Origin of the sequence: Campylobacter concisus (genome assembly GCF_002912895.1) — a bacterium.
GTDB classification, from domain to species: domain Bacteria; phylum Campylobacterota; class Campylobacteria; order Campylobacterales; family Campylobacteraceae; genus Campylobacter_A; species Campylobacter_A concisus_G.
Map to the genome: position 1 here is coordinate 1 of NZ_POZX01000005.1, position 26,548 is coordinate 26,548.

The 26,548-nt window shown below is 39.2% G+C and carries 23 protein-coding genes; 21 read left to right on the forward strand and 2 right to left on the reverse strand.

Annotation, left to right across the window (positions count from 1 at the left end; all coding sequences use genetic code 11):
* The first annotated feature begins 201 nt into the window (after window positions 1-201).
* The 8 genes from CYP51_RS00380 (at window position 202) to CYP51_RS00415 (ending at window position 8,435) form a co-directional block, all read left to right on the forward strand.
* Window positions 202-393: a hypothetical protein gene (locus CYP51_RS00380; RefSeq protein WP_103623940.1), complete on the forward strand. Its 192-nt coding sequence runs from the start codon at window positions 202-204 to the stop codon at window positions 391-393.
* A gap of 40 nt (window positions 394-433) precedes the next feature.
* Window positions 434-1,771, forward strand: a complete 1,338-nt coding sequence (locus CYP51_RS00385; RefSeq protein WP_103623941.1) for a hypothetical protein — start codon at window positions 434-436, stop codon at window positions 1,769-1,771.
* A complete protein-coding gene (locus CYP51_RS00390; protein WP_103623942.1) occupies window positions 1,740-2,255 on the forward strand; it encodes a hypothetical protein in 516 nt (171 codons plus the stop codon). Before CYP51_RS00385 ends, CYP51_RS00390 begins: the two co-directional genes overlap by 32 nt.
* A complete protein-coding gene (locus CYP51_RS00395) occupies window positions 2,252-5,311 on the forward strand; it encodes a hypothetical protein (protein ID WP_103623943.1) in 3,060 nt (1,019 codons plus the stop codon). Before CYP51_RS00390 ends, CYP51_RS00395 begins: the two co-directional genes overlap by 4 nt.
* A 100-nt stretch (window positions 5,312-5,411) precedes the next feature.
* On the forward strand, window positions 5,412-6,005 hold the full coding sequence (locus tag CYP51_RS00400; RefSeq protein WP_103623944.1) for a LemA family protein: 594 nt from the start codon (window positions 5,412-5,414) through the stop codon (window positions 6,003-6,005).
* A complete protein-coding gene (locus CYP51_RS00405; protein ID WP_180997713.1) occupies window positions 6,005-6,859 on the forward strand; it encodes a TPM domain-containing protein in 855 nt (284 codons plus the stop codon). The genes CYP51_RS00400 and CYP51_RS00405 overlap by 1 nt, the downstream gene beginning before the upstream one ends.
* Window positions 6,860-6,925: 66 nt before the next feature.
* Entirely contained in the window at window positions 6,926-7,606 is a 681-nt protein-coding gene (locus CYP51_RS00410) for an ABC transporter substrate-binding protein (protein WP_103623946.1), read from the forward strand.
* 253 nt (window positions 7,607-7,859) lie between these two features.
* Window positions 7,860-8,435, forward strand: coding sequence for a hypothetical protein (locus CYP51_RS00415; protein WP_180997715.1), 576 nt, complete (start codon window positions 7,860-7,862; stop codon window positions 8,433-8,435).
* A 50-nt stretch (window positions 8,436-8,485) separates the two neighbouring features.
* On the opposite strand, the gene CYP51_RS00420 is transcribed toward CYP51_RS00415, so the two are convergent.
* Together CYP51_RS00420 and CYP51_RS00425 are read right to left on the reverse strand one after the other, a co-directional pair.
* Window positions 8,486-9,703, reverse strand: coding sequence for a pectate lyase family protein (locus CYP51_RS00420; RefSeq protein ID WP_258032750.1), 1,218 nt, complete (start codon window positions 9,701-9,703; stop codon window positions 8,486-8,488).
* A 155-nt stretch (window positions 9,704-9,858) separates the two neighbouring features.
* Window positions 9,859-10,956 (reverse strand): CinA family protein, encoded by a 1,098-nt coding sequence (locus CYP51_RS00425; RefSeq protein ID WP_103623948.1) that lies wholly within the window; start codon window positions 10,954-10,956, stop codon window positions 9,859-9,861.
* 95 nt (window positions 10,957-11,051) lie between these two features.
* Here CYP51_RS00425 and ileS point away from each other — a divergent pair, with 95 nt between their 5' ends.
* The 13 genes from ileS to dapE form a co-directional block, all read left to right on the forward strand.
* Entirely contained in the window at window positions 11,052-13,808 is a 2,757-nt protein-coding gene (gene ileS, locus CYP51_RS00430) for an isoleucine--tRNA ligase (RefSeq protein ID WP_103623949.1), read from the forward strand.
* Window positions 13,809-13,907: 99 nt separating this feature from the next.
* Entirely contained in the window at window positions 13,908-15,266 is a 1,359-nt protein-coding gene (gatA, locus tag CYP51_RS00435; protein ID WP_103623950.1) for an Asp-tRNA(Asn)/Glu-tRNA(Gln) amidotransferase subunit GatA, read from the forward strand.
* A 4-nt stretch (window positions 15,267-15,270) separates the two neighbouring features.
* Window positions 15,271-16,719, forward strand: a complete 1,449-nt coding sequence (guaB, locus tag CYP51_RS00440) for an IMP dehydrogenase (RefSeq protein WP_103623951.1) — start codon at window positions 15,271-15,273, stop codon at window positions 16,717-16,719.
* Entirely contained in the window at window positions 16,719-17,825 is a 1,107-nt protein-coding gene (metX, locus tag CYP51_RS00445; protein WP_103623952.1) for a homoserine O-acetyltransferase MetX, read from the forward strand. Before guaB ends, metX begins: the two co-directional genes overlap by 1 nt.
* Window positions 17,826-17,828: 3 nt before the next feature.
* Window positions 17,829-18,020 (forward strand): exodeoxyribonuclease VII small subunit, encoded by a 192-nt coding sequence (gene xseB, locus CYP51_RS00450; protein ID WP_103623953.1) that lies wholly within the window; start codon window positions 17,829-17,831, stop codon window positions 18,018-18,020.
* Complete coding sequence (locus CYP51_RS00455) at window positions 18,013-18,807, forward strand: carbon-nitrogen hydrolase family protein (protein WP_103623954.1); 795 nt, start codon at window positions 18,013-18,015, stop codon at window positions 18,805-18,807. The genes xseB and CYP51_RS00455 overlap by 8 nt, the downstream gene beginning before the upstream one ends.
* Before the next feature lie 88 nt (window positions 18,808-18,895).
* Window positions 18,896-19,249: an MmcQ/YjbR family DNA-binding protein gene (locus CYP51_RS00460; RefSeq protein ID WP_103623955.1), complete on the forward strand. Its 354-nt coding sequence runs from the start codon at window positions 18,896-18,898 to the stop codon at window positions 19,247-19,249.
* An 87-nt stretch (window positions 19,250-19,336) separates the two neighbouring features.
* Window positions 19,337-20,644, forward strand: a complete 1,308-nt coding sequence (gene murC, locus CYP51_RS00465) for a UDP-N-acetylmuramate--L-alanine ligase (RefSeq protein ID WP_103623960.1) — start codon at window positions 19,337-19,339, stop codon at window positions 20,642-20,644.
* Between the two features lie 116 nt (window positions 20,645-20,760).
* On the forward strand, window positions 20,761-20,961 hold the full coding sequence (locus CYP51_RS09735) for a hypothetical protein (RefSeq protein WP_180997716.1): 201 nt from the start codon (window positions 20,761-20,763) through the stop codon (window positions 20,959-20,961).
* Complete coding sequence (locus tag CYP51_RS00475) at window positions 20,955-21,299, forward strand: hypothetical protein (protein ID WP_103623956.1); 345 nt, start codon at window positions 20,955-20,957, stop codon at window positions 21,297-21,299. Before CYP51_RS09735 ends, CYP51_RS00475 begins: the two co-directional genes overlap by 7 nt.
* Complete coding sequence (locus CYP51_RS00480) at window positions 21,296-23,500, forward strand: endonuclease MutS2 (RefSeq protein ID WP_103623957.1); 2,205 nt, start codon at window positions 21,296-21,298, stop codon at window positions 23,498-23,500. Before CYP51_RS00475 ends, CYP51_RS00480 begins: the two co-directional genes overlap by 4 nt.
* A gap of 249 nt (window positions 23,501-23,749) precedes the next feature.
* Window positions 23,750-25,489, forward strand: coding sequence for an EAL domain-containing protein (locus tag CYP51_RS00485; protein ID WP_258032751.1), 1,740 nt, complete (start codon window positions 23,750-23,752; stop codon window positions 25,487-25,489).
* A gap of 8 nt (window positions 25,490-25,497) precedes the next feature.
* The coding region (dapE, locus tag CYP51_RS00490) for a succinyl-diaminopimelate desuccinylase (protein ID WP_103623959.1) at window positions 25,498-26,548 on the forward strand (1,051 nt) is incomplete at its 3' end.

The window sequence follows — 26,548 nt, forward strand, 5'->3', positions numbered from 1 at the left end:
ATTATATTGACAATAAAAAAGCTATTTTTGATAAAAGCTTATAACTCGCTTTTTACAAACTATTGACATTTGGAATTTATATATTTATTTAATATATTTTTTTCTTAAAAGATAAAATTTCTCATATAAAGTTATATCTTATAAAGATAGTATACAATCACGCAAAAATTTAAATAATACAAAAAATAATAAGGAGTGATCTTGGCTAAAGAAGCTGGAGTAGTAAAATTTATTAGTGGCAAGGCAGTTGCTATCGATCAAAACGGAAATGAGAGAGAGCTAAAAGTAGGTGACATCCTTTACATGGGAGATAGCATCAAGACAAGTGATGCCACTGATAAAATAACAATCGTTTCAAATATATGGAAAAGAGATTACGATTGTAGGCAATGATACACTTGCTTTAAATCAAAGTACTATAGGCGCGGAAGGCTTGGCAGATGTTAGTGATTTGCAAAATGCTATTTTAAATGGAGGAGACCTAACAAAACTTGAAGAAACCGCAGCTGGTGGAGATACTGCTGCTGGCGGTGGTGGAGATGGCGTAAGTTTAGGCGACGCTAGATTTGCTGAGGGCGGCCATTATTCAAATATTAGTGAGACATATAGAAATTTAAGCGATACAAATAGAGCTTTTGCATCATACGAAAATACAGTAAGCGGATACAATGGAGGAGATATTAATATAATCCCAGGCAATCCTATTGTAACCTTCATAAGTGATACTAACAATGATGGTATTTTAAGTAGGGTTGAGCACGCACAAGATACAAATTTACATACATTAAAAGTTCTTATTACGGTTCCAAATGACGGTAGTGTTAGGGCTGGAGATGTGCTAAATATAACCGTTACTGAGCCAAATGGTAATCAAATACAAACAAATGTAGTTATTACTCCAAATATTATGAGCAATGGCTATCTATTTGATGCACCTATAGAAACTGATAAGGTTTCAAAGGTTGATGCAACTATTACAAATTTTCAAGGAAATGTTAGTGGTAGGAGTGAGGATAGCTTAACTTCTACTGGCTTTAGTGCCCCAGAGGTTAAATTTACAGAAGATAACAGTCCTGATAATAATCTATTAACATATACCGAAAATAATAAAGATGGCAAATTAAATGAAACTCCAGTTCTTATAACTGTAAAGGATGTGATTCCTGGAGATGTGCTTCACGTGACTTTGACAAAGCCTGATGGTACAACTGAGGTTAGAAGCGTATCTATAGATCAAAATATAATAGATAATGGATATAAGATAGACAATATGCCAGTTGAACATGGCAAGCCTTCAAAAGTAGAAGCTTTTGTATCAGATGGTACAAACACAATGAGAAGTGCAACTGCAAGCGACTCTACTACTCTTGATGTAAAGCCGACTTTGACATTTACAGAGGATCAAGACAGCAAAGATGGTGATGGTTATTTAAATGATCAAGAAAATAGTAAAGACAATGACTTTAGAAGCACTACAGTAGAAATAACTCTACCAAAAGATGTAACTGTTGGCGATAAGGTTGTTATAACTTATACTGATCCGCTACATCCGTCTAAAAATTTAACAAAAGAAGTAGAACTTACACAAGAGATGGTAGATAATCAAAAAGTAAACACCTCTCTTCCGATATTCCCAGGTGTGAAGACTGAAGCTAGTGTTCATGTTGTTGATAAAGATGGCAACCAAAAGAGTGAAGAGTCAGCCCCAGATAGTGTAACACCTCAAACTATAAAGATGGATGAATTTACCAGAACAACGAACTCTTCATGAAATTTCAAGACAAGAGAGCGTTAGTAACTATGAAAAAACATATGATGGAGTAGAGATAGATCTAGGTGATCAAAAAGTAAATCACACAACCGCAAAGATCACATTACCAAACAGAATTGATGATGGCGATATACTTACACTTCATGTAGCTAAACCTGATAGAAATATGTATGATAGAAATTTCAAGATACACATGAATGACAAAGGCGTTATAACAAGTGTAGATGAAGTTGATAATGCAGGTAATGTTATTGGTAGTTATAATACTTCAAATAAGAATTTCTTTAAAGAAGACACCAATCAATGGGCTATTAAAGTAGATGGTTTTGAGCTAGAGAACGGAAAAGATACAAAGATAGAAGCTAAAGTTGCACACCCAGCAAATCCAAATTTACCTATTGAAGAAGATATAGAATCAGCCAGTTTAGAGTATGTAAAAAACCTGAAGTTATCTTTGAAGAAGCTAAAGGTGCCAAAAGTATGACTAGAGAGCAAGCTATAAGTGATGGTGATCTTAATAGCACAACAGTCACTATAAAGCTTCCTAAAAATGCAGTAAATGGCGATAAGTTAACTGTAACTATAGCGGAGCCAAATGAAACTCCTAGAGTTAAACATTACACAATTCAAAAAGATGCTAATGGTAATCTAACTGCTATAAAAAATGATGACGATCCAACTGATGTAGTAAGTATAAAAAATGGTAACAGCTTTGAAATTCCTGGTATTAAAACTACAACTGGCTTAGAAACAAAGGTGACAGCTGAGATAAAAGATAAAGATGGTATTCAGCACGCAGACGATACTGGTACTGTTACTATTGCCAATATAAATGATACGGCAGTATATTTCAAAGAAGATGCTGACGGCAATGTGTCGCTAACGAGAAATGAGAGCATGAAAGATGGTAGCCTAAAAGAAACTACAATCGTAGTAAAAGTGCCAAACAATGTTATAGCTGGTGATGTGGTAACTGTAAAAATAGATAATGGTACTTCACCTGAGACTAAAAAGTATAATGTTATAAGCAATGTAAATGGAGAAATAAAGTTAGAACATGTAAAAGAAGATGGTACTAAAGAAACCATTACCACAAATGCTACAAAGAATAATGAGATAGAAATTCCTGGCGTAGATATCGTAGCAGGTAAAACTATAACCGTAAAAACAAAAACTACTGATGCAAATGGTAATGGCAAGGCTGAAGCTGAAAATCATAACATCCTTGAAACGATTAATGATGATATGAGAATCACTTTTGATGAAGATAGTGATAATGATGGCATCTTGTATAATGCTGAGGCAAATCTTGATCACAGCGTAAACACAACAACAGCAACTATCAAGCTTCCTTCAAATTTTGTTTTAGGTGATAAATTAATAGTAGAGTCACATAACGAAGATACACCAAACAATAAAACAACTAAGACATACGAGATAGTAAAAGATAATAACGGCAAATTAATAGCCAAACATGGTAGTGAAGAGCTTGATATTACCGATGATGCTGATAGCAATAAGGTGGTCAAATATACACTTGGCTTAACAGAAGATCATAAGACTATCATTAATGCCAAGGTTACTGATAATACTGGTGCTGATAAGGTTGAGACAAATAGCGATATTACGCTTGATGCTCAAGGTAGCGGTTCTGGAACAGGCTTTAGGCTATTTATTGATGAGGATAAAGATAGAAACGGAGTTCTAAGTAGAGATGAAGCTATGAAGGATGGAAAATTAAATACTACTTCGGCAATACTTCAAATCCCAACCACTGTAAATAGCGGTGATACTATAAAAGTTAAGGTGAATGGTGGAGCAGAACAAGAATATACTGTTGTTTCAAATATCAGCAATCGTATTACTCTAAAATTTCCAGATAATCACACTGAATTACTTCCAACAGATAATAAACTAAAAATTTCTAATGTTCATATAGATAAAGATCATCCAGCAGTGGTTGAAGCCACTATAAATGGAGTAACAAAGACAGCTAAAGCTACATTAGAATCAGTAGATACTAAAAATTTAAAGATTGAATTTGTTGAAGATAATGCAAGTAGAGACAATGTAATAGATAGAGATGAAGCTATTTTGGACAATGATATAAAAAAGACAATTATAAGTGTTCAGGTGCCGCATAATGTCACAAATGGTGATAAGGTAGCAGTAACAATAAAAGAACCTCAAGCTAATGGTACAACAGGGTCTAGAACCATAACTTATACAGTTTCAAAAACTGCTAATGGTAAAATTTCATTAATAGATGATAGTGACACTACTCATACTCCACATGAACTAGAAAATAACACTATAAAAATTCCTGGCGTTGCTATGCTTCCAGGTCGTGAAACTAGTGCAGTAGCTACTATAACAAATGGTGCTGAGACTACAACTAGCAGCGAAGCAAAAGCTAAACTTGCACCTTTAAGTGAAGCGGGATTAAGTGTAAGCATAGTTGCTGATAAAAATGACAATGGTATTATCTCAAGAGATGAGTCAGGTAGTAAAATTTCAAAGGTTTATGTTTCTATCCCAGGAAGTGTTGTAGCTGGTGATAAGATAGATGTCAAGATAACAAATCCTAATGGGTCTATCTTAACTAAACATTATGAAGTTATGGGAAAAGATGTAAATGGAAAAATTACACTAAAAAATTTAGATGATAATTCTCAACGCACGCTTGATAGAGATAATCCACTTGAACTTGATGCTACTATCGCAGTTGATAAAGAAACAAAAGCTGAAGTTACTCTAACTGATACATTTGGTGAGAGCAAAACAGTAAGCGATACGGCACATGCTGAGATCGATGCTATAAGAGGCATCATGTTTAATAAAGATATAAAAACCTCAGAAAGTGGCGAGAGATCTACTACGGTTAAAGTTTATCTTAATGAAGATGCTAGAGAAGGGGATACGGTAGAGTTTAAATACACTAATCCAGACAATCATACACCAACCAAGACTGCAACACATACTCTATCAGCTGCAGATATAGCAAAAGGCACATTTGACCAAGAGCTTGATATCAATGCAAGATCAGCCTACGATCTAAATGTTAAAGCCTCACTTAAAACTTCAGATGGCTTAGAGTCTAAATCTTATGAGCCTTATAAACCACTTCATATAGGCGTTGAAAACTATACAGTTAAATTTGACGCAAGTAAAGATATGAAAGGTGGCGAAGGTCATGATACTTTGGTGTTTGATAAGCAAATAGTTGATCTTAGAGGCATTACTAATCTTGATTCAAAAGTGGAAAGCTTTGAAAACCTTGAGCTTAAAGGAAAGACAGAGATCAAATTTAATGCACAAAACATCCTTGATATCACTGATAATCCTGACACTGTGCTTAAGATAAAAGGTGGTGATGTTGATGCTAATGGCAATAAAATCACAAAAGTTGATCTAGTTCATAAATGGAGTGTAGATCCTTCATATGATACTGCTGGATTTAAAGGCTACTCAAGCATAGATCAAATAAATGGCAAAACTATCCATATCCAAATAGACGACAAAATCCACACCGATCTTTAATTCCCAAAATGAGTGCGTAAATTCGCACTCATTTCAAACTCAAACTCACATTATTTTTTAAGTCTTGTTTTACTAATATTTGCTCCTTAAAGGAGAAAATATGAAAAATTTAATAGCCGTTATTATAGTTATTGCTGCACTTGCTTTTGGTGCTTTTAAGTATATAAATTCATTTGTTGCACTTGATGAAAATGTAAATGCAAAGTGGTCGCAGGTGTTAAATCAATATAAAAGAAGAGCCGAGCTTGTGCCAAATTTGGTTGAAACTGTAAAAGGCTACGCAGCTCATGAGCAAAAAATTTTTGAAGATGTGGCAAATGCTAGAAGCAAGAGCATGCAAGTAAGCGTTGATGCAAGTGGTCTTAGCGATGAAGCTAAGATGAAAGAATTTATAACAGCACAAAGCTCATTTGGCTTGGCTCTTGGTAGGCTTATGGCAGTTAGCGAGAACTATCCAGAGCTAAAAGCAAATCAAAATTTCTTATCTCTTCAGAGTCAGCTTGAAGGTACGCAAAACCGCATAAGCGTAGCAATGCATGATTATATCGAAGCTGTAAAAGAGTATAACGTAGCCCTTAGAAGCTTTCCAAATAAATTTATAGCAAGTACTTTTTATCCTGAGCTAAAGCCAAAACAAAATCTTGAAATAAGCAACGAAGAGAAGATAAATCCAAAAATTTCATTTGAGAAATGATGAAGAAAATTTTTGCTCTTTTATTTTTTACATTTTGCTTTTGTTTTGCCATAAATTTTAAAGAGCAGATAAATGATGAGGCTCAAATTTTCTCTAAAAATGAGAAAGCTGAGCTTTTAAGCTTGGTGCAAAATTACGAGCAAAATAGTACGACACAAATTGCTATCGTGACACTTAAATCACTAGAAAATAAAAGCATAGAAGAGATCTCTCTTGAGATAGCTAGAGGCTACAAGCTGGGACAAAAACAAAGCAGTAATGGAGCACTTTTAATAATCGCTCCAAACGAGAGAAAAGTGCGTATAGAAGTTGGCTATGGGCTTGAAGGCGTACTAACTGACGCTATGTCAAGCCAGATCATAAATGATGTGATAGTGCCTAAAATTAAGCAAGGCGATATGGGCGGTGGCGTCATAGAGGGCACAAAAGCTATCATAAAAGTGGCTAGTGGCGAAGAATTTGAAAGTGTGAGTGATGATGAAGAGATACCGTTTGGAATAGTTGCCTTTTTTGCTGGCATGATCTCGTGTTTTATCTCTGGCTTTTTAGGTAAATTTTTTATGCGAGTTGGCTTTAGTGCGTGTTTTGCAGGGCTGATATCTACGGTATTTGAGCAATTTTTTGGCGTGCAAAATTACTTCATTGTCTTTGTCATTGTGTTTGTAATATTTTTTATTATTTTAAAAAATGCTTTTAAAAGAAATACTCAAAGCAAAAATACACATAGTGGTTTTAGAAGAGATAGATTAGACTCAAATAGCAGTGGCAGTGGCCATTCAAGCAGTTCAAGAGGTGGTGGCTTTAGTGGCGGCGGAGGCGGTTTTGGCGGAGGAGGGGCGAGTGGCAGCTGGTAAAATTTCATCAAAGGTTAGTTTGAAAAACTCAAATCCTTTAAAATATAAAAAATTTTAGGAGCAAAGATGCTAGCTGGCGAGCTACTTAAAAGCCATTTTGTTAAATTTGATCTGGTGGCGGTGCTTAGTAAATTTTTAGAGCAAAGTCATTTTGATAAAGAAAAATTTGATCTGCTTAAACAAAATAACTTTAAAATTTTAGATAAAAATATAAAGCAAGAGATAGTTGGGACTGCTGGTTTTAAAGAGTTTTTTGATGAGAAATTTCAGAGCTTTTTATGCGAGCTTATGCAAAGTAAAGTTTTGATTGTTTCTGGCAAAGAGTATAAATTTAGTGAGCTTGAAATTTATACTTGTTTTGACGCAAATACCTACAAAAGGCAGTGTGAGGCAGGGGAAATTTACTTTCATAACTTTGGTTTTGACATATCTTTTAAAAGCGAGCCATCGCTTTATGGTGGCATTTTAGTAAGAAGCCTAAAGCCCTTAAACGGGCAAAATTTTATCTTTGGGCCAAGAAAATGTGTCTTGCATATCTTAAATAGCAAAATGAGCAATTTAAACTTTGATCTAAAAGAGGCTGATTTTAGAAAAGATAAGATCACTTTTGCGCCACGTATTAGATCATTTGGCGATGAAAACCAGCAAAAAAATGATTGTCTTAGAGCATTTACTGCTGAGTTTGAAAAAGCATTAGAGTTTGATGAAAATTATAAAAAGAGATTAAATGCCTATAAAAAGGGGTGAAATTTATCTTTTTATCAGCTTTTGCGGTGAGAAATTTAGCCCAAAAATGCTAGACAAAAAAATCGCAGAAGAGTAAAAAATATCCAAATTTAATAAAACAAAACTCATTTAAAATATCTCGCTACTTAAAATTTAAAGCAAAGATGCGAGGTAAAATCTGTCTTTCTCATAAAGAAAATATCGCAGTTTTAGCCATTTCAAAAGAAAAGGTCAGAGTCGAAAATTTAAAAAAGAAATTTTAGCTCTAAAATCAATGAAGGATTTTAATAAATTTGTCCTTGATGAAAATACTAGCGTAGCTTACGTGAGCGGCTTTGTAAAGGGCTTGACAAGCGATGAGGTGCTAGCTCGCAACAACGCTTTTAGCCTAAATTTTGCTGACTCGCTAAATGAGAGCCTAACACAGGCAAAAGAGCTTGCTCTAAAGCTAAAAATAGCAGCTCTTGTTGTCGCATTTTTGCTGCTGTGGTTTTATTTTAGCGCGGCTGTATCGGCACTAGTGATGGGCGTCATCATCTTTGGCGTGCTTCTTACGCTCTTTATCTTCGCCATTTTTGGCGTAAATTTAAGCATTTTTGGTGTCTTTGGACTCATACTTGCAAGTGCTGTTGGGATTGATTACATGATATTTGCACTAAATGAGGGTCTTAGCGAAAAAGAGCGAATTTATGGGATATTTTGCGCATTTATAACGAGCTTTATCTCGTTTTTTGCGCTATCTTTTAGCCAGACCGCTGCTCTTAGCGTATTTGGATTAAGCGTTAGCCTTTGCGTGCTGATATATGGGCTATGTGCTAGCGTTTTATCTTGTAAAAATATAAAAATTTAGCTTTGTTTTCACGCCCCAAGCGTTTTGGCTATCTCGGGGCTTTGGTGATATTATTTTATAACAGCTAGTTTGCCTGTGCCTGCGTTTTTATTTACTTCGTTTTGGACGCTTAAAGCTTCGAGGAGCTCAAATTTATATGGAGGCTCAAATGGCGGCTTGGTTAGCTTTTCGCAAACGCTACCTTTTTTTGAAAAGTCTATGTTGCCGCTTTCAAAAATGGTGCCTTTGTTACACTTGTAGCTTATCTTGACGCCATTTGTAAAGTAGTTGTTTTGAGCGTATATTAGCGAGCCAAAGCGCACGCCAATGGCGTATTTTTGGTCATAAAAGCCATCTTTTGAGTCATAAAAGTTGTTATAGACGTGCACCTTTGCATTGCGTGCCATAGGTAGGCGTTGCGCGCAGTTGTCAAAAACGTTATGAGCGACCGTTATAGTCCTTGTTTCGCTGCTGCCATCAGAGTCTCTTGAGCCAATTAACATCGTTTTGTCATGGTTTTCAAAGATGTTGTGCGAGATCGTGATAGCCGCACTGTCTCCCTTGATGTCGCATAGTCCGTCGTAAGTCTGCCATTTGGTAAGCTCTCCGCCTGCTAAATGCACATGACTAAGCTCGACCATGTCCTTAAAATGGCAGTGATCTACCCAGATGTTTTTGCTTGATTCTATGCTGACGCCGTCATATTGCGCATTAAAGCCGTCATTTTTTTGTACATCTGGAAATGGATCAAATGCATCTTCGATCTTCATATTGCGGATCGCGATATTTTGGACATTTTTTAGCAAAAGCGAGCCACCTTTTATGCCTGAGTTTTCGCCTAGGCCGATTATCGTGGTATTGCTAGCTACCGGCACTACGATGAGCTTTTTGTACTCATTAGCTAAATTTTTGCGAAGCGCTGCTAACTTTGGATCTTGCGAACCGTCTAAATTTGCACGGCATGAAGCGCCGTAAGCCTGCATAAATTTGGTATAAGAGCTAAACTCGCCACCGCTAATCTCACTTATAAATTTATCTAGCCCATCGCTATTGCCATTTTGTGGGATCTTGCCTGCGCTAAGGTCTATGAGGCCATCCACATAGATGACGTAACCGCCCATTTTGGCGTATTTTACGAGCTCTTGCCTATCTTTTACGACGACTTCTTTACTCTCTTTGCCGGCGTATCCGCCAAAATTTTGCTCTGCACCAACGCTAGCGTAACCAAAGGGCGAGTCGCTTGCTTTTATCTCGTCAGCTTGTGTCTTGGCACCAAATGCAAATAACAAAGAAACAGCTAGAAACAATATCTTTTTAAATATCTTTAGCCTCCTAAATTTGGCTTTTTATTTTTGATCTTCTGCTAGAAAATCGCTGCCGAATTTTATTTTGGCTCATTAAATTTAGCGTAAGACTTTTATAAATTTTTAGTAAAAGCGAAATTTTACGCGAAAAATATCTCGCTTTTTAGACGAAGCAAACATAGATAGGCGCTTAGCACGCTTTGCTCTCTAACGTAGTTGCGCTCCCCTTTTAAAAGTAGCCTCTCAACCTCTATGTTGCCGTTTCTATCGCCAGCTGCGACATATACCGTGCCAACTGGCTTACTAGCTGTGCCCCCACCTGGTCCTGCTATACCGCTAATAGCAAGTGCAAAGTCCGCATTTGTCGTGCTTAGCGTGCCTTTTACCATTGCTTTTACGCAAGGCTCGCTCACGGCTCCATAAGTTTCTAAAATTTCATCCTCAACGCCCAGCCACTCGTGCTTTATGTGATTTGCGTAGGTTACTAGTGAGCCATCAAAGCTAGCTGATATGCCGCCATATCTTGCAAATTTAGCCGCCGCAAGCCCAGCCGTGCAAGACTCAGCAAATGAAATTTTAAGCCCCTTTTGCATGAGCTTTTTTGCTATAAATTTGATCACATCTTTTTGCGGGATAAATTTTTGCGAAAATAGCGTTTTTACGCCTTGTAAAAAGCTCTCGATCTGACCAAATTTATTGCTTTTTGCCCTTACTAGTATCAAATTTGGCAGGATCTGCGCAAGAGTGATATCAACTTCATAAGTTTTAGCAAGTGGTAGCATAAGGATCTTCGCGCTATCTGCGTCGATGTCTATTAGATGAAAGTAGCTAAAATCAGGCTCGTACTCGACTAAAAACTCGCCTAGCTCTTCATTTGGATTAGCTTTTATGAGATTTATCTGAGCGTTATTTAGGCTGGCTAAAAAGCTATTTTTAGAGTAGTCTAAGCTATCTTTAAGCGCAAGTGTCGTGCTATCTTTTAGCTCGAGCGAGCCCCCAGTTAGCGTCGCTACGATCTTTGCGGCGATAGCAAAATTTTCATCTGAGCCAAAAATGCTTACAAAGTCGTAATCTTTTGATAAATTTTCGATGATAAAAGGTAGCTCTTTGCTATTTTTGGGAGCAAAACTGACCACTCCAAGCTCGCCAAAATGATCCTCGTAACTTTGAAAAATGTAGTTTAGAAATTCTCTATTTATCTCAAGATCTTCGCCTATTATCAAGATACTTTGTCTCATTTTTAAGCTCCTTTTTTTGCCTCATTATACTATTTTTCAGTGTGATTTAACCAGCACAGGTGTAAAATTAGCAAATTTTAAAATCAAGGTAAAAAATGGACTACAAAGAGACACTTTTACTCCCAGAGACAAATTTCCCGATGCGCGGAAATCTCCCACAAAATGAACCACAAAGACTAAAATCATGGTACGAAGAGCGCAAGGTTTATGAAAAAATGAAGAAAAACCGCCAAAATGCGGCTAAAAGCTTCAACATCCACGACGGCCCTCCGTATGCAAACGGACACCTTCACATCGGCCACGCGTTAAATAAAATTTTAAAAGATATCATCACAAAAACGCACTATTTTTACGGTGAAAACGTCCGCTACGTGCCAGGCTGGGACTGCCATGGTTTGCCGATCGAGCAGCAAGTTGAGGTAAAGCTTGGCGATAAGAAAAAAGAGCTTAGCAAGGTCGAGATCAGGGAGCTTTGCAGGCAGCATGCGAGAGAATTTATAGATATCCAGCGTGACGAGTTTAAGAGCCTTGGTATCATCGGCGACTTTGAAAATCCATACATGACGATGAAATTTGAGTTTGAGGCTGACATCTACAAGGCGCTTTGCGAGATCGCTAAAAAGGGGCTTTTAGTAGAGAGAAGCAAGCCAGTTTATTGGAGCTGGGCAGCTAGATCGGCGCTAGCTGAAGCTGAGGTCGAGTACGAGGAGAAAGAGGACTACTCTATTTACGTAGCCTTTGGTCTTGACAGCGATGCACTAGAAAAGCTTGGCGTAAAAGAGGCAAGCGCTGTCATCTGGACGACTACGCCTTGGACACTTCCAGCAAATCAAGCTATAAGCCTAAATCCAGATGAAATTTACGTCCTAACAGCTGAAAATTTAATCTTTGCAAAGCCACTACTTGAAAGCGTCGTGCAAAGCGGCCTAAGCAAGGGCGAGATCAAAAAAGAGTTCAAATCAAGCCTGCTTGAAAACACTCACGCGATAAATCCACTAAACGGCAGAAAGTCTCAATTTTTACTAGGCGACCACGTCATGATGGATGGGGGTACTGGACTTGTTCACACAGCGCCAGGACACGGCGAGGACGACTACTACGTATGTTTGAAGTATGGTTTTAGCGAAATTTTGATGCCAGTTGATGATGGTGGCTGCTACGATGAGAGCTTGAAGCATCACGGACTATTTAGAAGTGACGTGGTAGACGAGTTTGTCGGTATGCATATCTTTAAAGCAAATGAGAAAATTTTAGAGCTACTTGGCAAAAGCTTGCTTAGCGTCTCTAAATTTAGACACTCTTATCCATTTTGCTGGAGAACGCACAAGCCTGTCATTTATAGAGCGACAAAGCAGTGGTTTATAGCTATGGACGAGGCTAAACTAGGTGGCAAAACGCTTAGGCAAACAGCGCTAAAAGAGCTTGAAAAGGTTAAATTCTACCCAAGCGTGGGCATAAAAAGAATAGGCTCGATGATAGAAAATCGCCCAGACTGGTGTATCTCTCGTCAGCGTGACTGGGGTGTGCCGATCGCGTTTTTCAGAGACAAAGCGACAAAAGAAGTTATATTTGATAGTGAAATTTTGGACCACATCGCAGACATTTTCAAAGAAAAAGGCGCTGATGCGTGGTGGGCGCTAAGCATAGACGAGCTTTTACCAAAGGGCTCAAAATACAAGGCTGAAAATTTAGAAAAAGTGATGGATATCCTTGACGTTTGGTTTGATAGTGGCTCGACGTGGCATGCGGTCTTGCAAAGCGACAACTACGACGCTGGCAAATACCCTGCAAGCATGTATCTTGAGGGCTCAGACCAGCACCGCGGCTGGTTTCAAAGCTCGCTTCTAGTAAGCACAGCTATAAATTCTCACGCACCTTACGAGAGTATCCTAACTCATGGCTTTACAGTCGATGCTAAGGGCGAGAAGATGAGTAAGAGCAAGGGTAACGTCATCGCTCCACAAGACGTGGCGAAAACTCACGGCGTGGAAATTTTACGCCTTTGGGTTGGTATGAGTGATTACTCAAGTGATCTAAAAATAAGCGAAGATATATTAAAACAAATCAGCGAGCAATACCGCAAAATCCGAAACACTATACGCTTTTTACTAGCAAACGTAAATGATCTTGAGAGCCTAAATACAGAGTTTAACATCCTTGATAAGTGGATATTAGCTCGTGCTAAAAAGGTCTTTGACGAGGCGAGCGCTTGCTTTAAAAATTATGACTTTTCAAAGGGCTTTAACATCCTTTTAAATTTCCTATCAGCTGATCTTAGCGGCGTATATCTTGATGTATGCAAAGATAGACTTTACTGCGACGCAAAAGACGCCCCAAGAAGAAGGTCAGCTCAAAGCGCGATGGCGATCATAACAAAGGCACTTTTGCCACTCATCGCTCCAACGCTTACTTACACCGTTGATGAGGTGATGGACTACGCTCCAAAGATCGTCAAAGGCGAGGCAAAAGACGCGTTTGATCTAGTCTATGAGCCAATCAAATTTGACCTTAGCTTTGAAGATGAGCTGCTTTTTGCCAGCAGGGAGAAATTTAACGAGATCGTGGACGTTCTTAAAAAGGACAAAAAGATAAAATCAACTCTGGAGCTAAGCCTAGAGACCACAAACCACAACATCACAGGCTACGACGAGCGCGAAGTGGCCGATCTTTACATGGTAAGCTCGGTTAGAGCTTACGATGATAGTGAGCCACTAGCTGAGTTTGAGCTGGAGGGCGATAAATTTAAGATCATAGCAAGCAACCTTCACAAATGCCCAAGATGCTGGAAATTTAACGTTAGCAAAGAAGATGCGCTATGCCCAAGATGCGAAGAGGTCATAAGTGCTAAGTGAGCCAGTAAGCGCAACTATCATAGTCGCAACGATCGCTGCGGTGGTCGTTGTTAGCTTGTTTGGCATATTTTTGGTTAATAAATTTAAAGGATAAAAATAGTGGTAACTTTAAAAGAAGCTTTGAAATTTTCAGCTGAAGAGATAAAAAATTTAAGAGCCGAGCTTGAGGCAAAGATCATAAAAGAAAAAGAGCTTGGCGCTTATGTCGAGCAGCTAGCAAATTTAGAGATCGCAAAACTAGGCGAGGGCGTACCTATCGCTATAAAAGATAACATCCAGGTAAAAGGCTGGAATGTAACAAGCGCTTCAAAAATTTTGCAAGGCTACGTCGCACCTTATAATGCAACTGTCATTGAGAAGCTACTTGGCAAAAATTTAGCTCCATTTGGCCGCACAAATATGGACGAATTTGCGATGGGAAGTACGACTGAGAGCTCATTTTACGGCAAAACACTAAACCCACTAAATCACGCTCACGTCCCAGGTGGCAGTAGTGGTGGCTCAGCAGCAGCAGTCGCAGCTGGCCTTGCAGTAGCCGCACTTGGTAGCGACACTGGTGGCTCGATCCGCCAACCAGCGGCATTTTGCGGATGCGTAGGACTTAAACCAACCTACGGCAGAGTGAGCAGATACGGCCTTGGCGCCTACTCAAGCAGCCTTGATCAGATAGGACCTATCGCTAAAAACGTAGAAGACGCAGCCATTTTATATGACGCGATCGCTGGACACGACGCAAAAGATAGCACGAGCGCAGATGTGCCGTTTGTTAGCGTTAGCGACAAGATAGACGGCAACAAAAAGCTAAAAATTTGCGTTGTTAAAAACTACGTAGAAAACGCAATCGAGCAGACAAAAGCTGCTTTAAATTTAGCCATCGAGAAGCTAAAATCACACGGCCACAGCGTGACTTACACAAATTTTGAAGACTCAAAATATGACGTCGCTGCTTACTACATCATCGCAACCGCAGAGGCAAGCGCAAATTTAAGCCGCTACGATGGTGTAAGATACGGCAGACGTGCAGAGGCTAGAAATTTAAAAGAGCTATATGTAAATTCGCGTTCTGAAGGCTTTGGTGAAGAGGTAAAAAGAAGAATTTTGCTTGGTACATTTGTGCTAAGTAGCGGATACTACGACGCTTACTACATCAAAGCGCAAAAAGCAAGAGCGCATATAAAAGCCCAGTACGAGAAAATTTTAGAAGAAAATGACCTTATCTTCATGCCAGTTGCTCCAAGCACGGCTTATAAATTTGGAGCACATAGCGATCCGCTTCAGGCCTATCTAAGCGACATCTACACGATCAGCGTAAATTTAGCAGGCCTACCAGCTATCTCTGTGCCAGTTGGCAAAGATGATCAAAATTTAAACGTGAGCGCCCAGCTCATCGCAAAAGCGTGGGACGAACAGACCTTGATAAATGGTGCTAAGAGCCTAGAAAATTTAATAAAAGGATAAAAATATGAAGATAGTAAAGAGAGCTTTAACATTTGAGGATGTGCTTCTTGTGCCGCAATACTCTGAAATTTTGCCAAAGCAAGTTGATGTAAAAACCAGGATCAGCAAAAACGTTACGTTAAATATCCCGATCGTCTCTGCTGCGATGGATACGGTGACTGAGCATAGAACTGCTATCATGATGGCAAGGCTCGGCGGTATCGGTGTCATTCACAAAAATATGGACGTCGAAAGCCAAGCAAAAGAGGTCAAACGCGTTAAAAAAAGCGAAAGTGGCGTCATCATCGATCCTATCTTTATAAATCCAGAAGCGACCGTGGCTGAAGCTCTAAGCCTTATGTCAGATCTTCATATTTCAGGCGTTCCAGTCATCGACAAAGACCGCAAACTAATAGGAATTTTAACAAACCGTGATTTGAGATTTGAAACAAATATGAGCACTTTAGTAAAAGACCGTATGACAAAAGCACCGCTCATCACTGCACCAAAAGGTTGCACACTTGATGATGCGGAGAAAATTTTCTCTCAAAATAGAGTTGAGAAGCTACCTATCGTCGATAAAGACGGTAGACTAGATGGTCTTATCACCATAAAAGACCTAAAAAAACGTAAAGAGTATCCAAATGCAAACAAAGATAGCTACGGTAGACTTCGCGTAGCAGCAGCTATTGGTGTGGGTCAGATAGAGCGTGCTAAAGCACTAGTTGATGCTGGTGTAGACGTCATCGTCATCGACTCAGCTCACGGTCACTCAAAGGGCATCATCGACACTTTAAAAGAGGTAAAAGCAAATTTCAAAGTTGACGTCGTAGCTGGCAATATCGCAAACCCAGCAGCTGTAAAAGACCTAGCAGAAGCAGGAGCAGACGGCATAAAAGTAGGCATCGGACCAGGATCTATTTGTACTACAAGGATAGTTGCTGGTGTTGGTGTACCGCAAATTTCTGCCATTGACGACTGCGCAAGCGAAGCAGCAAAATATGGTATCCCAGTTATCGCTGACGGCGGTTTAAAATACTCAGGTGACGTGGCAAAAGCCCTTGCAGCAGGAGCTGCTTGCGTTATGGCTGGTAGCTTGCTTGCAGGTTGCGAGGAGAGCCCAGGCGAGCTTATAACATTCCAAGGTCGCCAGTATAAAGTATATCGTGGTATGGGATCGATCGGTGCTATGACAAAGGGCAGTTCTGATCGCTATTTCCAAGAGGGCACCGCTCAAGATAAGCTAGTCCCTGAAGGCATAGAAGGCCGTGTGCCATTTGCTGGCAGCATAAAAGATGTGATACATCAGCTAATAGGTGGCCTAAGAAGCGCAATGGGCTATGTTGGCGCAAAAGATATCCCAACTCTTCAAGAAAAAGCTGAATTTGTCGAGATAACAAGTGCAGGACTAAAAGAGAGTCACGTCCACGACGTAGTTATCACTCATGAGGCACCAAACTACAAAGTTAATTAGTGTTAAATCTGCAAACTAGAACTATTAAATTTAACGAGCCACTCTATCTTGAGAGTGGCCGTATGCTATCAAATTTCAAGCTTATTTATGAGACTTACGGCACGTTAAATGCCGATAAAAGTAACGTTATCGTGATCTGCCACGCCCTAACTGGCTCGCACCACGCAGCTGGCACCTATGCAGGTGATGAGAAAGCTGGCTGGTGGGATGGGCTAATAGGCAGCAAAAAGGCGGTTGATACAGATAAATTTTACGTTATCTGCGTAAATATCCTAGGTTCATGCTTTGGCTCGACTTCACCGCTAAGCGTAGATAGAAGTAGCGGCAAAGAGTATAGGCTAAATTTCCCTGTTCTTGCCATAAGCGACGTTGTAAAGGCGCAAATGAGGCTTTTTGGTGAGCTTGGTATCACAAGAGCAAGAGCTGTGATCGGCGGCAGTCTTGGCGGTATGCAAACACTTTGCTACGCTATCGAGTTTCCAGAATTTGCGCAGGATATCATAATGCTTGCAAGTACCTATCAGACTAAGCCCTGGGCGATAGCTTTTAACAAAATCGCCATAGAAGCCATTTTAAACGATGAAAATTTCAAAAATGGCGAATACGACGTGGAATTTATAAGAAAAAATGGGCTAAAAGGTATGGCTTACGGCAGGATGGCAGGCCATATCAGCTTTTTAAGTCCTGATAGCATGGATGAGAAATTTGGACGAAACTACGTAGAAACTGACGGCCTTTACGAGCTTTCTGGGCGCTTTCAGGTGGATCGCTACATGGAGTATAACGGCTACAACTTCCCAAAGAGGTTTGACCCACTAAGCTACCTATATATCGTAAAAATGATGAACATCTTTGACTGTACAAGACACTATGACAACCTAAAAGACGCCCTTGCGCCGATCAAAGCAAATTTGCACCTAATCGCATTTAAGGGCGATCTACTCTTTCCGCCAAGCTGCATGAGAGAAATTTATGATACGCTTTGCGAGATGGGCAGAGGCGCAAAGACAAATTTTGTAGAGATAGATAGCAACTACGGCCACGACGCATTTTTGGTCGAAATAGAAAAATTTGATGGATATATAAAAAATATATTAAAAGGATAGAAAATGGAGCAAAAAGAGCAAAGCTTTGAAGAAAAATTGGCCCTTGCGGATAAAATTTTAAACGATCTAAACAAAGATGATGTGAGCCTAGAAAATAGCATAAAGCTGCACGAGCAGGGTAAAAAGCTCTTAAACGAGGCAAGAGAAATTTTAGAAAACGCAAAACTTAGCATAAAGCAGGTGGATCATGAGTAAAATTTGCGCCCTTCAGCTACCAACGCAGCCCTTAAGCGAGGCAAGGCTTGATTATTACCTAAAAATTTGTGCGGACGAAAATGCAAGGCTAGTTGTACTTGGTGAATATGTGCTAAATAGCTTTTTTAAAGAGCTCATTAGCATGCCAAAAAGCCTTATAAAAGAGCAAAGCGAGCGCAAAAAAGAGGCTCTTTTTGCAATGGCAAAAAAGTATGATCTAAATATCGTTGCACCCATTGTAAATCTAAAAGGCAAGGAAATTTTTAAAAGTCTAGCTAAATTTACCCCAACACAAGTAAAGCTATATGATCAGCAAATTCTCATGCCTTACGCTCACTGGAATGAGGCGAAATTCTTTAATAACACAAGCGATGAGCTAAATTTGCCTGTCTTTACATATGATAAATTTAAGGTCGGCGTCATGTTTGGCTATGAGGCGCACTTTGATGTGTGCTGGGCGTATATGAGCGCTAAAAAGGTCGATATCGTGCTCGTGCCAACGGCTTGTACATTTTTCTCGCAGGCGCGCTGGGAGGAGCTTTTAAAGGTTAGAGCTTTTACAAATAATGTCTACGTGCTCCGCGTAAACCGCGTAGGAAGCCATAAAAGTGAGGATGCGCAGTGGAGCTTTTACGGCGATTCGATGCTTATTAATCCGTTTGGTGAAGTTAAAAATAGGCTCGGAAAAAATGAAGAGATGATGATCGATGAGCTTAGCAAAAAAGAGCTTAGCGAGGCTAGAAGTACTTGGGGTTTTATGCAGATAGAGGCTAAATTTAAAAGATAAAACGCTGTGCCTAGGTAGAGAGCAAATTTAGCAAAAGTTATCACAATTGCGAGAATGAGCGCTATTTAAAAGAATTTTGGAGTGAAATTTGAAACGAAGTGACGTTGAGAGATACATAAAAGAGAAATTTGACGTTTTAGGTGAGCAAATTTTCCCAAAATATCCAAAGTTTAGCGCCTTTCGCCATAATAAAAACAAGAAGTGGTTTGCGTTGCTTTTAGATATAAGCGCTAGCAAGCTTGGGCTTGAAAGTGACGAAGTGACCGAGGTTTTAAATCTAAAATGTAGTCCTAATCTAGCGATGGTACTAGTTGATGAGCAGCAAATTTTTAAAGCCTATCACATGAACAAAAAGCACTGGATAAGTGTAAATTTAAACTCCAAAATCTCACAAAAAACAGTTTTTGACCTGATAGACGAGAGCTTTACCTTAAGCAAATAAAAGCCATTTTTCAGCCTTAAATTTAGTAGTTTTTGTTAAAATTACGAAAAAATTTAAGGATAAAATTTGCAAGAGCTAAACAATGAGATCAAAAAAGTCCATTTCATAGGCATCGGCGGCATCGGTATCTCAGCTATCGCTAGATTTTTACACGAAAAAGGCCACAAGATAAGTGGCAGCGACATCAAAGAGAGCAAGACGACGCTTGAGTTACAAAACGAGGGCATCGAGGTCATCACTCCACACCGCAAAGAGGCGATAAAAGACCAAGACTTCGTGGTCTATTCAGCTGCGATAAAAGAGGACAATATCGAGCTAGTGGAGGCTAGAAAGAAGGGCATAAAGTGCTTTTCAAGAAAAGAAATTTTGCCTTATGTGCTTGAAGATAAGTGCGTCTTTGCAGTAGCTGGCGCACACGGCAAAAGTACCACCTCAGCGATGTTAGCAAGCCTGATAGAAGGCTCAGTTATCATCGGCGCCATCTCAAAGCAGTTTGGTTCAAATATGCGCTACGCAAAGAGTGATAACGTCGTATTTGAGGCCGACGAGAGCGACTCAAGCTTTCTAAACTCAAACCCATATCTAGCCATCGTCACAAACGCAGAGCCAGAGCACATGGAGCATTACGACTACGATCTAGCTAAATTTTACGCAGCCTACAAGGGCTTTTTGGAGCGCGCAAAGGTTAGAGTGATAAACGCTGAGGACGAGTTTTTGAGCACGCTTAAGCTTGATGCGATCAGGCTTTATCCAAGTACTGACATCACCGAGCTTACGATGGTTGTAAGAGACTATCAGCCATACACTAGTTTTAATCTTAAAAATTTAGGTAAATTTGAAGCCTTTGGTATGGGCGAGCACATTGCCATAGACGCATCTTTGGCTATTCTTGCTGCGATGCACGAGACACCGCTAAAAGACATCAGAGAAAATTTACTAAATTTTAAAGGGATCAAAAAACGTTTTGACATACTTTGTACAAACAAAAATTTTGTTCTAATAGACGACTACGCGCACCATCCAACCGAGATAAAAGCGACGCTAAAATCAGTCTTTGAATACGCCAAAATTTTAGGCATAAACAGCGTCACAGCGATATTTCAGCCACACCGCTACACAAGACTTAGCACAAATTTACATGGCTTTAAAGAGTGCTTTAAGGGCGTTGATGAGCTTGTCATCTTGCCAGTTTATGCAGCTGGTGAAAATCCGATCGAAGTTGATATGAAGAGTGAGTTTGGCGAGTATAACCCGATCTTTACCGACAAGGTCGAGAGGGTTGAAGAGGGGATAGAATTTACAGATGAATTTGGCGTGAAAAACCGCCTAAGTGACGGCATCGTAGTTGGCTTTGGAGCGGGTGATATCAGCGTGCAACTAAGAGGCGGATATTAATGGATCTAAGTAATTTCAAGCCTCAAGATGAAAATGAAATTTAAAAAGAGATAAATGAAAAAGAGCTAAGCGAGGATGAAATTTCAAGCCTTATAAATTTAGGCAAAAAAGATATCTTGATCGCTCTTGCAAGGTCGCAAAAACTAAGTAGTACTCAGATAAAAGAGATGCTGCCAAATGCCTCGTATATGGCTGTTTGCTTGCTAGTTGAAAAGCAAGATATCAGCGAGGTTAAGGCTGAAATTTTAGAAAAGATTGAGCCTCATGCTGAGCTTTACAAAGAGCTCATCGCAAAGTATAAGGGCGTAAAATGGTAAGAAATTTGATAATAATCGCCGGTATGATGCTACTTTTTGGAGCGATCTGGGCGATAAAAGATGAAAAGATCAGCAAAGGCATAAAAGCGCTCGTTAGCGCGGTGCTTGTAGCAATCCTTATTTGCGTCTATTTTTACGAAGAGAATTTATCAAAAAACGAGGACGCCATCTCAAAGCTAGTTAGCGATTTTAAACAGGGCAAAACACTAAAATGTGGCGAATATAACGTGAGTGCTGAGAAATTTAACTACGAATTTGGCACGGCGTCATTTTTAGCTAAAAGAGAATTTAGCGATCTCTCAGGCGTGATTGTGCCTATAAAGAGTTGCGAACAATGACTCAAGATATATTTGCAAAGCTCGATCTAAACGAGTATTTAGATAAATTTCACTCCTTTTTAGCAAGGCAAAAACCGCTATTTTTACAAGGTGATAGCAAAATTCACTTTGAAAACATAAACGAGCTTTCAAAGTATGACTTCAAAGCACCTGATGAGATAAAAAACCTAGATGATGCGCTAATTAGACTTAGCAAGCAAGCAGTGCTTCACATCAGTGAAATTTACGAGTTTGCAAAGATCATTAAATATTTTTCATATCTAAAAAAGCAAAAATTTGAAGGCAGGCTTGGCGAGTGGATCGCTAAAGTTGAAATCCCTGAAGCGATGAGCCAGATGGCAAACAGCTTTGATGAAAACGGCGAGTTTAGCGACAGCGTAGATGAGAGATTTTCTGCGATAAAACAGGCATTTAGTGAGAAAAAGCGCCAGATCGACGCCGAGCTTAAAAAGCTCATCTACTCAAAGCACGTCACACCATATCTAGTCGATACCCAGACGCACTACATCAACTCGCAAGAGGCACTTTTGGTGCGTGGCGGCTTTAATCATGCTCTAAAAGGCACCGTGATCGCTAGAAGCTCAGGCGGCTACTTCTACGTCGCACCTGCAAGCACTGAGCGCCTAAAAAAGGAGCAAAGCGAGCTACTTGATAGAAAAGAGGAGATCATTTTTGAGCACTGCAAGAAATTTAGCTTGCAGATGAGCAAGAGCCTGCTTTTTTTGAAATTTATAAATAACGCTTTTGATCAGTTTGACGCATATCAGGCGCGCGTAAATTTGGCTAGATCACGTGACTATGAGTTTGTTTTGCCAAATAGCTCGCACATCATAAAGCTTGAGAAATTTGCCCACCCAGCGTTAAAAAATCCAAAGAGCGTGAGTGTTGATTTTAGCAAAAAAGTGCTTTTAATAACCGGCGTAAATGCTGGTGGTAAGTCGATGCTTTTAAAATCGATCATCTCAGCCGCGCTGCTTGCAAAATATCTTTTGCCTATGCGTATCGATGCAAACCGCTCAACGATCGGCTCTTTTAAAGAATTTGACGCCATTATCGAAGATCCGCAAAGCGTGAAAAATGACATCTCGACCTTTGCTGGCAGGATGGTGCACTTTGCAAGGCTTTTTACTAAAAAGTCAATCATCATCGGCATCGACGAGATCGAGCTTGGCACCGATTTTGAGGAGGCTGCGAGCTTGTATGGCGTCATGATAGAGCGCCTCATCACTCAAGATATCAAAATGATCATCACGACCCACCACAAGCGCCTTGCGATGTTGCTAGCTAAAAACCCCGAGGTTGAGCTAGTGGCAGCACTTTACGACGAGGCGGCTCAAAGGCCTAAATTTGAGTTTTTAAAAGGCACGATCGGCAAGTCTTATGCCTTTGAAACGGCGGCTAGATACGGCATATCTCAAAATTTAGTGGCTCAGGCTAAGAAAATTTACGGCGAAGATAAAGAGAATTTAAATGAGATCATCACAAAGACGCTAAATTTACAAACTAAGCTTGATGATGGGATAAAAGAGGTCACGGCAAAAGAGGAGCGGCTGGAGCGCTTGCTTGAGGAGCAAAAAGAGCTAAAAGAGAAAAATGAGATCAAGCTAAATGCGACTATTTCGCGTCTTGAAAAAGAGTATTATGAAGCGATAAATGCAGCAAAAGCTGTTATAAATTTCAAGGACATTAAAGACAAACAAAGGGCGCTAAACGTGGCAAATGAGAAAAAAGCCGCCATCGTTAAGCCTAAAAAAACTGAGCGTGAGAGCCTAAAAGTAGGCGATAGAGTGAAGTATGAAAATATAAAAGGCACGGTTTTAAGCATCTCTAAAAATGACGCGATGATCGAGTCAAATGGTATAAATCTGCGTGTGCCACTTGAGCTTTTAAGAAAAAATGGCAACGAAGTGGTCACGCCTAGAAAAAGTAGCGTTAGCCTAAATGTCGATAAGCCAAAAACGGCGTCGCTCTCGCTTGATCTGCATGGCATGAGAGCTGATGAGGCGATAGCAAAGCTTGATAAATTTATCTCAGATAGTCTTGTTATGGGATTTGACGAGGTTAGCGTATTTCACGGCATCGGCACTGGCAAGCTCGCCTTTGCTGTTAAAAATTTCTTAAAAGAGCATCCAAGTGTGAAAGAATTTTTTGACGCACCAGCAAATCAGGGTGGATATGGAGCTAAAATAGTCAGGCTTTAACTTTTTCCCAAAAGTTAAAATTTATTTTAAGGTTGATATAATCAGAACAAGTACACAAAATAAGGGAAGTAACTTTTGAGTAACAAGGACGAGCAAACGGGTAAAAATCTAAATATCACTAAAACGATTATAGGTTTAGTGTTTGTTTTGGGAAGTATTTTTTTAGTCGAAAACCTGGCAGTTTTTTATTTTAAATTTAATAATGCTTCTGCCGAAAATGGTTTTAATCTTCGAAAGAAAGTTGATTATTTGACATATCAATATGTTGATTATTTCAAAAATGTCAGCAAATATGATGTTGCAAATTTCCAATCTTACATTAACGATAGTGCTATGGGTGATGTTCTTTTATTAAAGGATGATAATAAAAATGGATACAAGGTCATAGCGTCTTCAGATAAAAGAATAATAAATCAAGAGTTTAATGACAAAAGCTGTGGAAACATCTTTGCTCATAATTTCCAAAAAGATTATTTTTGGGCAAAAATTTTGCCAGAAAATGCTGCTCAAGTTTGTATGTTTGTGCCAGTTGGAGAGTATATATTAGGCTTTAAAGGAAAGGTCGATCAACGTATTACTGGTACACATGATGAGTACTTTTTTGAGTGGCTTTTAAACAATATGGCTTTAACATTCATCTTAAGCCTCGTTGGTGCAATAGTTGCTTTATCTACTTGTATATGGTATGCGGTCAAATACATAAAAGAAAAAAATAACTATAACACATTAAAAACAGATACTAAAAAACAGATAGAAGAGCTTGGAGAAAAGCTTTATATCGATCCAATGACTGGACTTTTAAATAAAACAGCATTGGTGCGTGATGTTAGTAGCTATGAAAATCCTAAAGTAGTGCTTATAGATATTGACGATTTTGGCAAGATGAATGACTTTTACGGTAAATTTGCATGTGATCAGATTTTGGTCAAAATGGCTGATTTGATCAGTGAATTTGCCAAAAATGAGAATATGAAGGCTTACTGTATAGAAGCAGATAGATTTGCTCTGGTAGAAGATAGCGATAGCTTTATCGATAGATATGAAGATATGGTTGAAGATTTGATAGAAATTTTTAAAGGTCGTATGCTAAGTATAGTCGATGAAGATGGTAGGGAGATAGAAGGTATCGAGATACATAGTACAATAGGCTTTGCCCTTGATAGTGATCAAACACTAAGAAAAGCAACAATAGCATTAAAAACAGCAAAAGAGCAAGATAAAGACTATGTTTGCTATTTTAAAGGGCTAAATCAAAAAGAGGAATACGCAACTCAAATAGAACGCTCTAAACTGATACAGTACGCCACTATAAATAACAATATTGTTCCTTATTTTCAGCCGATAGTTAATGACCAAAAGGTACCCGTAAAATACGAATGCTTGATAAGACTTTTAGATAGAGGCGATGTTATATCACCAAATGTCTTTTTAGATATCTCAAAGCGCATTAAGCGTTATGCTGATCTTGAGAAACAACTCATTAAAAAGTGTTTTAAGCAGCTTGTAGAGGATAAGAATTTAGTACTTTCTATAAATTTAAGCAGTAGAGATATGATCGATGGTGATGTTAGCTCACTTGTTTTAAATTTATTAAATAAACACAATGTTGCTGGCAGAGTAGTATTTGAGATCGTTGAAGATGAAGAGCTTAAAAATTTAGAGAGAGTTTCAAATTTTATCGAGCGCGTAAAAAGCATGGGTACAAAGATCGCTATTGATGATTTTGGCTCAGGATATTCAAATTTTTCTTATATTATAAAGATCAAGCCTGACTACGTGAAGATCGATGGCTCTATTATAAAAGATATAGACATAAATAAAGATTCACACTCTATCGCAAGTGCGATCGTGGCATTTGCAAAAGACCTTGGTATAAAAACTATTGCTGAATATGTGCATTCAAAAGAGATATTTGAAATCTGTAAAGAGATCGGCGTAGATGAGTTTCAGGGCTTTTACTTTGGTGCACCAGAGCGTGCCGGCTCATAAGGCACCTAGTGGTAATTAGCTTTTTAAAAGAGCTTTTAAGCTTTCGCTCTATCACACCTAATGATGCTGGGAGCTTAGAGTTTATTGCTAAATTTTTGCCTGATTTTGAGGCGAAATTTATAGAAAAAAATGGCACAAAAAATCTCATACTTTCTAAAATTTATGGAGATGGCGAGCATCTAGCTTTTGCAGGGCATGTTGATGTCGTGCCTCCAGGAGATGGCTGGCAGAGTGAACCATTTACCCCGCTAGAAAAAGATGGCTACATCTACGCAAGAGGCGCACAGGATATGAAAAGTGGCGTGGCTGCCTTTGTTTGCGCTGCTAAAGATGCAAAATTTGATGGCAAACTAAGCCTCATCTTAACAAGCGACGAAGAGGGCGATAGCACATATGGCACGCCTTTAGCACTTGAATATTTACGCGAAATAAATGATTTGCCAAAATTTTGCGTAGTGGCTGAGCCAACTTGCGATAAAGAATTTGGTGATAGCATAAAAGTTGGCAGACGTGGCTCAATAAATGGCAAGATCGTGATAAAGGGCATTCAAGGGCACGTGGCATATCCTGAAAAGTGCATAAATCCGGTAAATTTAATAGCTCCACTTTTAAATAAGATAACTGATCACGATATGGACGCTGGGAGCGAGTTTTTTAGTCCAAGCAAGATTGTGATAACTGATATCAGAGGTGGTATGCAAGTTTGTAATGTCACGCCAAGCGAGCTTAGCATAATGTTTAATGTTAGAAACTCAAATTTAACTGACGTAAATGACGTCGAGAGCTATCTTAGAGGCGTTTTAGATGGGCTTGATTACGAGCTTAGCATAAAGCAAAGCTCAAAGAGATTTTTAACAAATAAAGATAGCAAAATCGTAAAAAATTTGATGGCCTCTGTTACAAAAATTACCGGTGTCACACCGGTTCTAAATACAAAGGGTGGCACGAGCGATGCAAGGCACTTTGCTGAATTTGGTATAGATGCGATAGAATTTGGCGTCATAAACGACCGCATACACGCCAAAAATGAGCGAGTTAGTGTTGATGAAGTAAATAAAC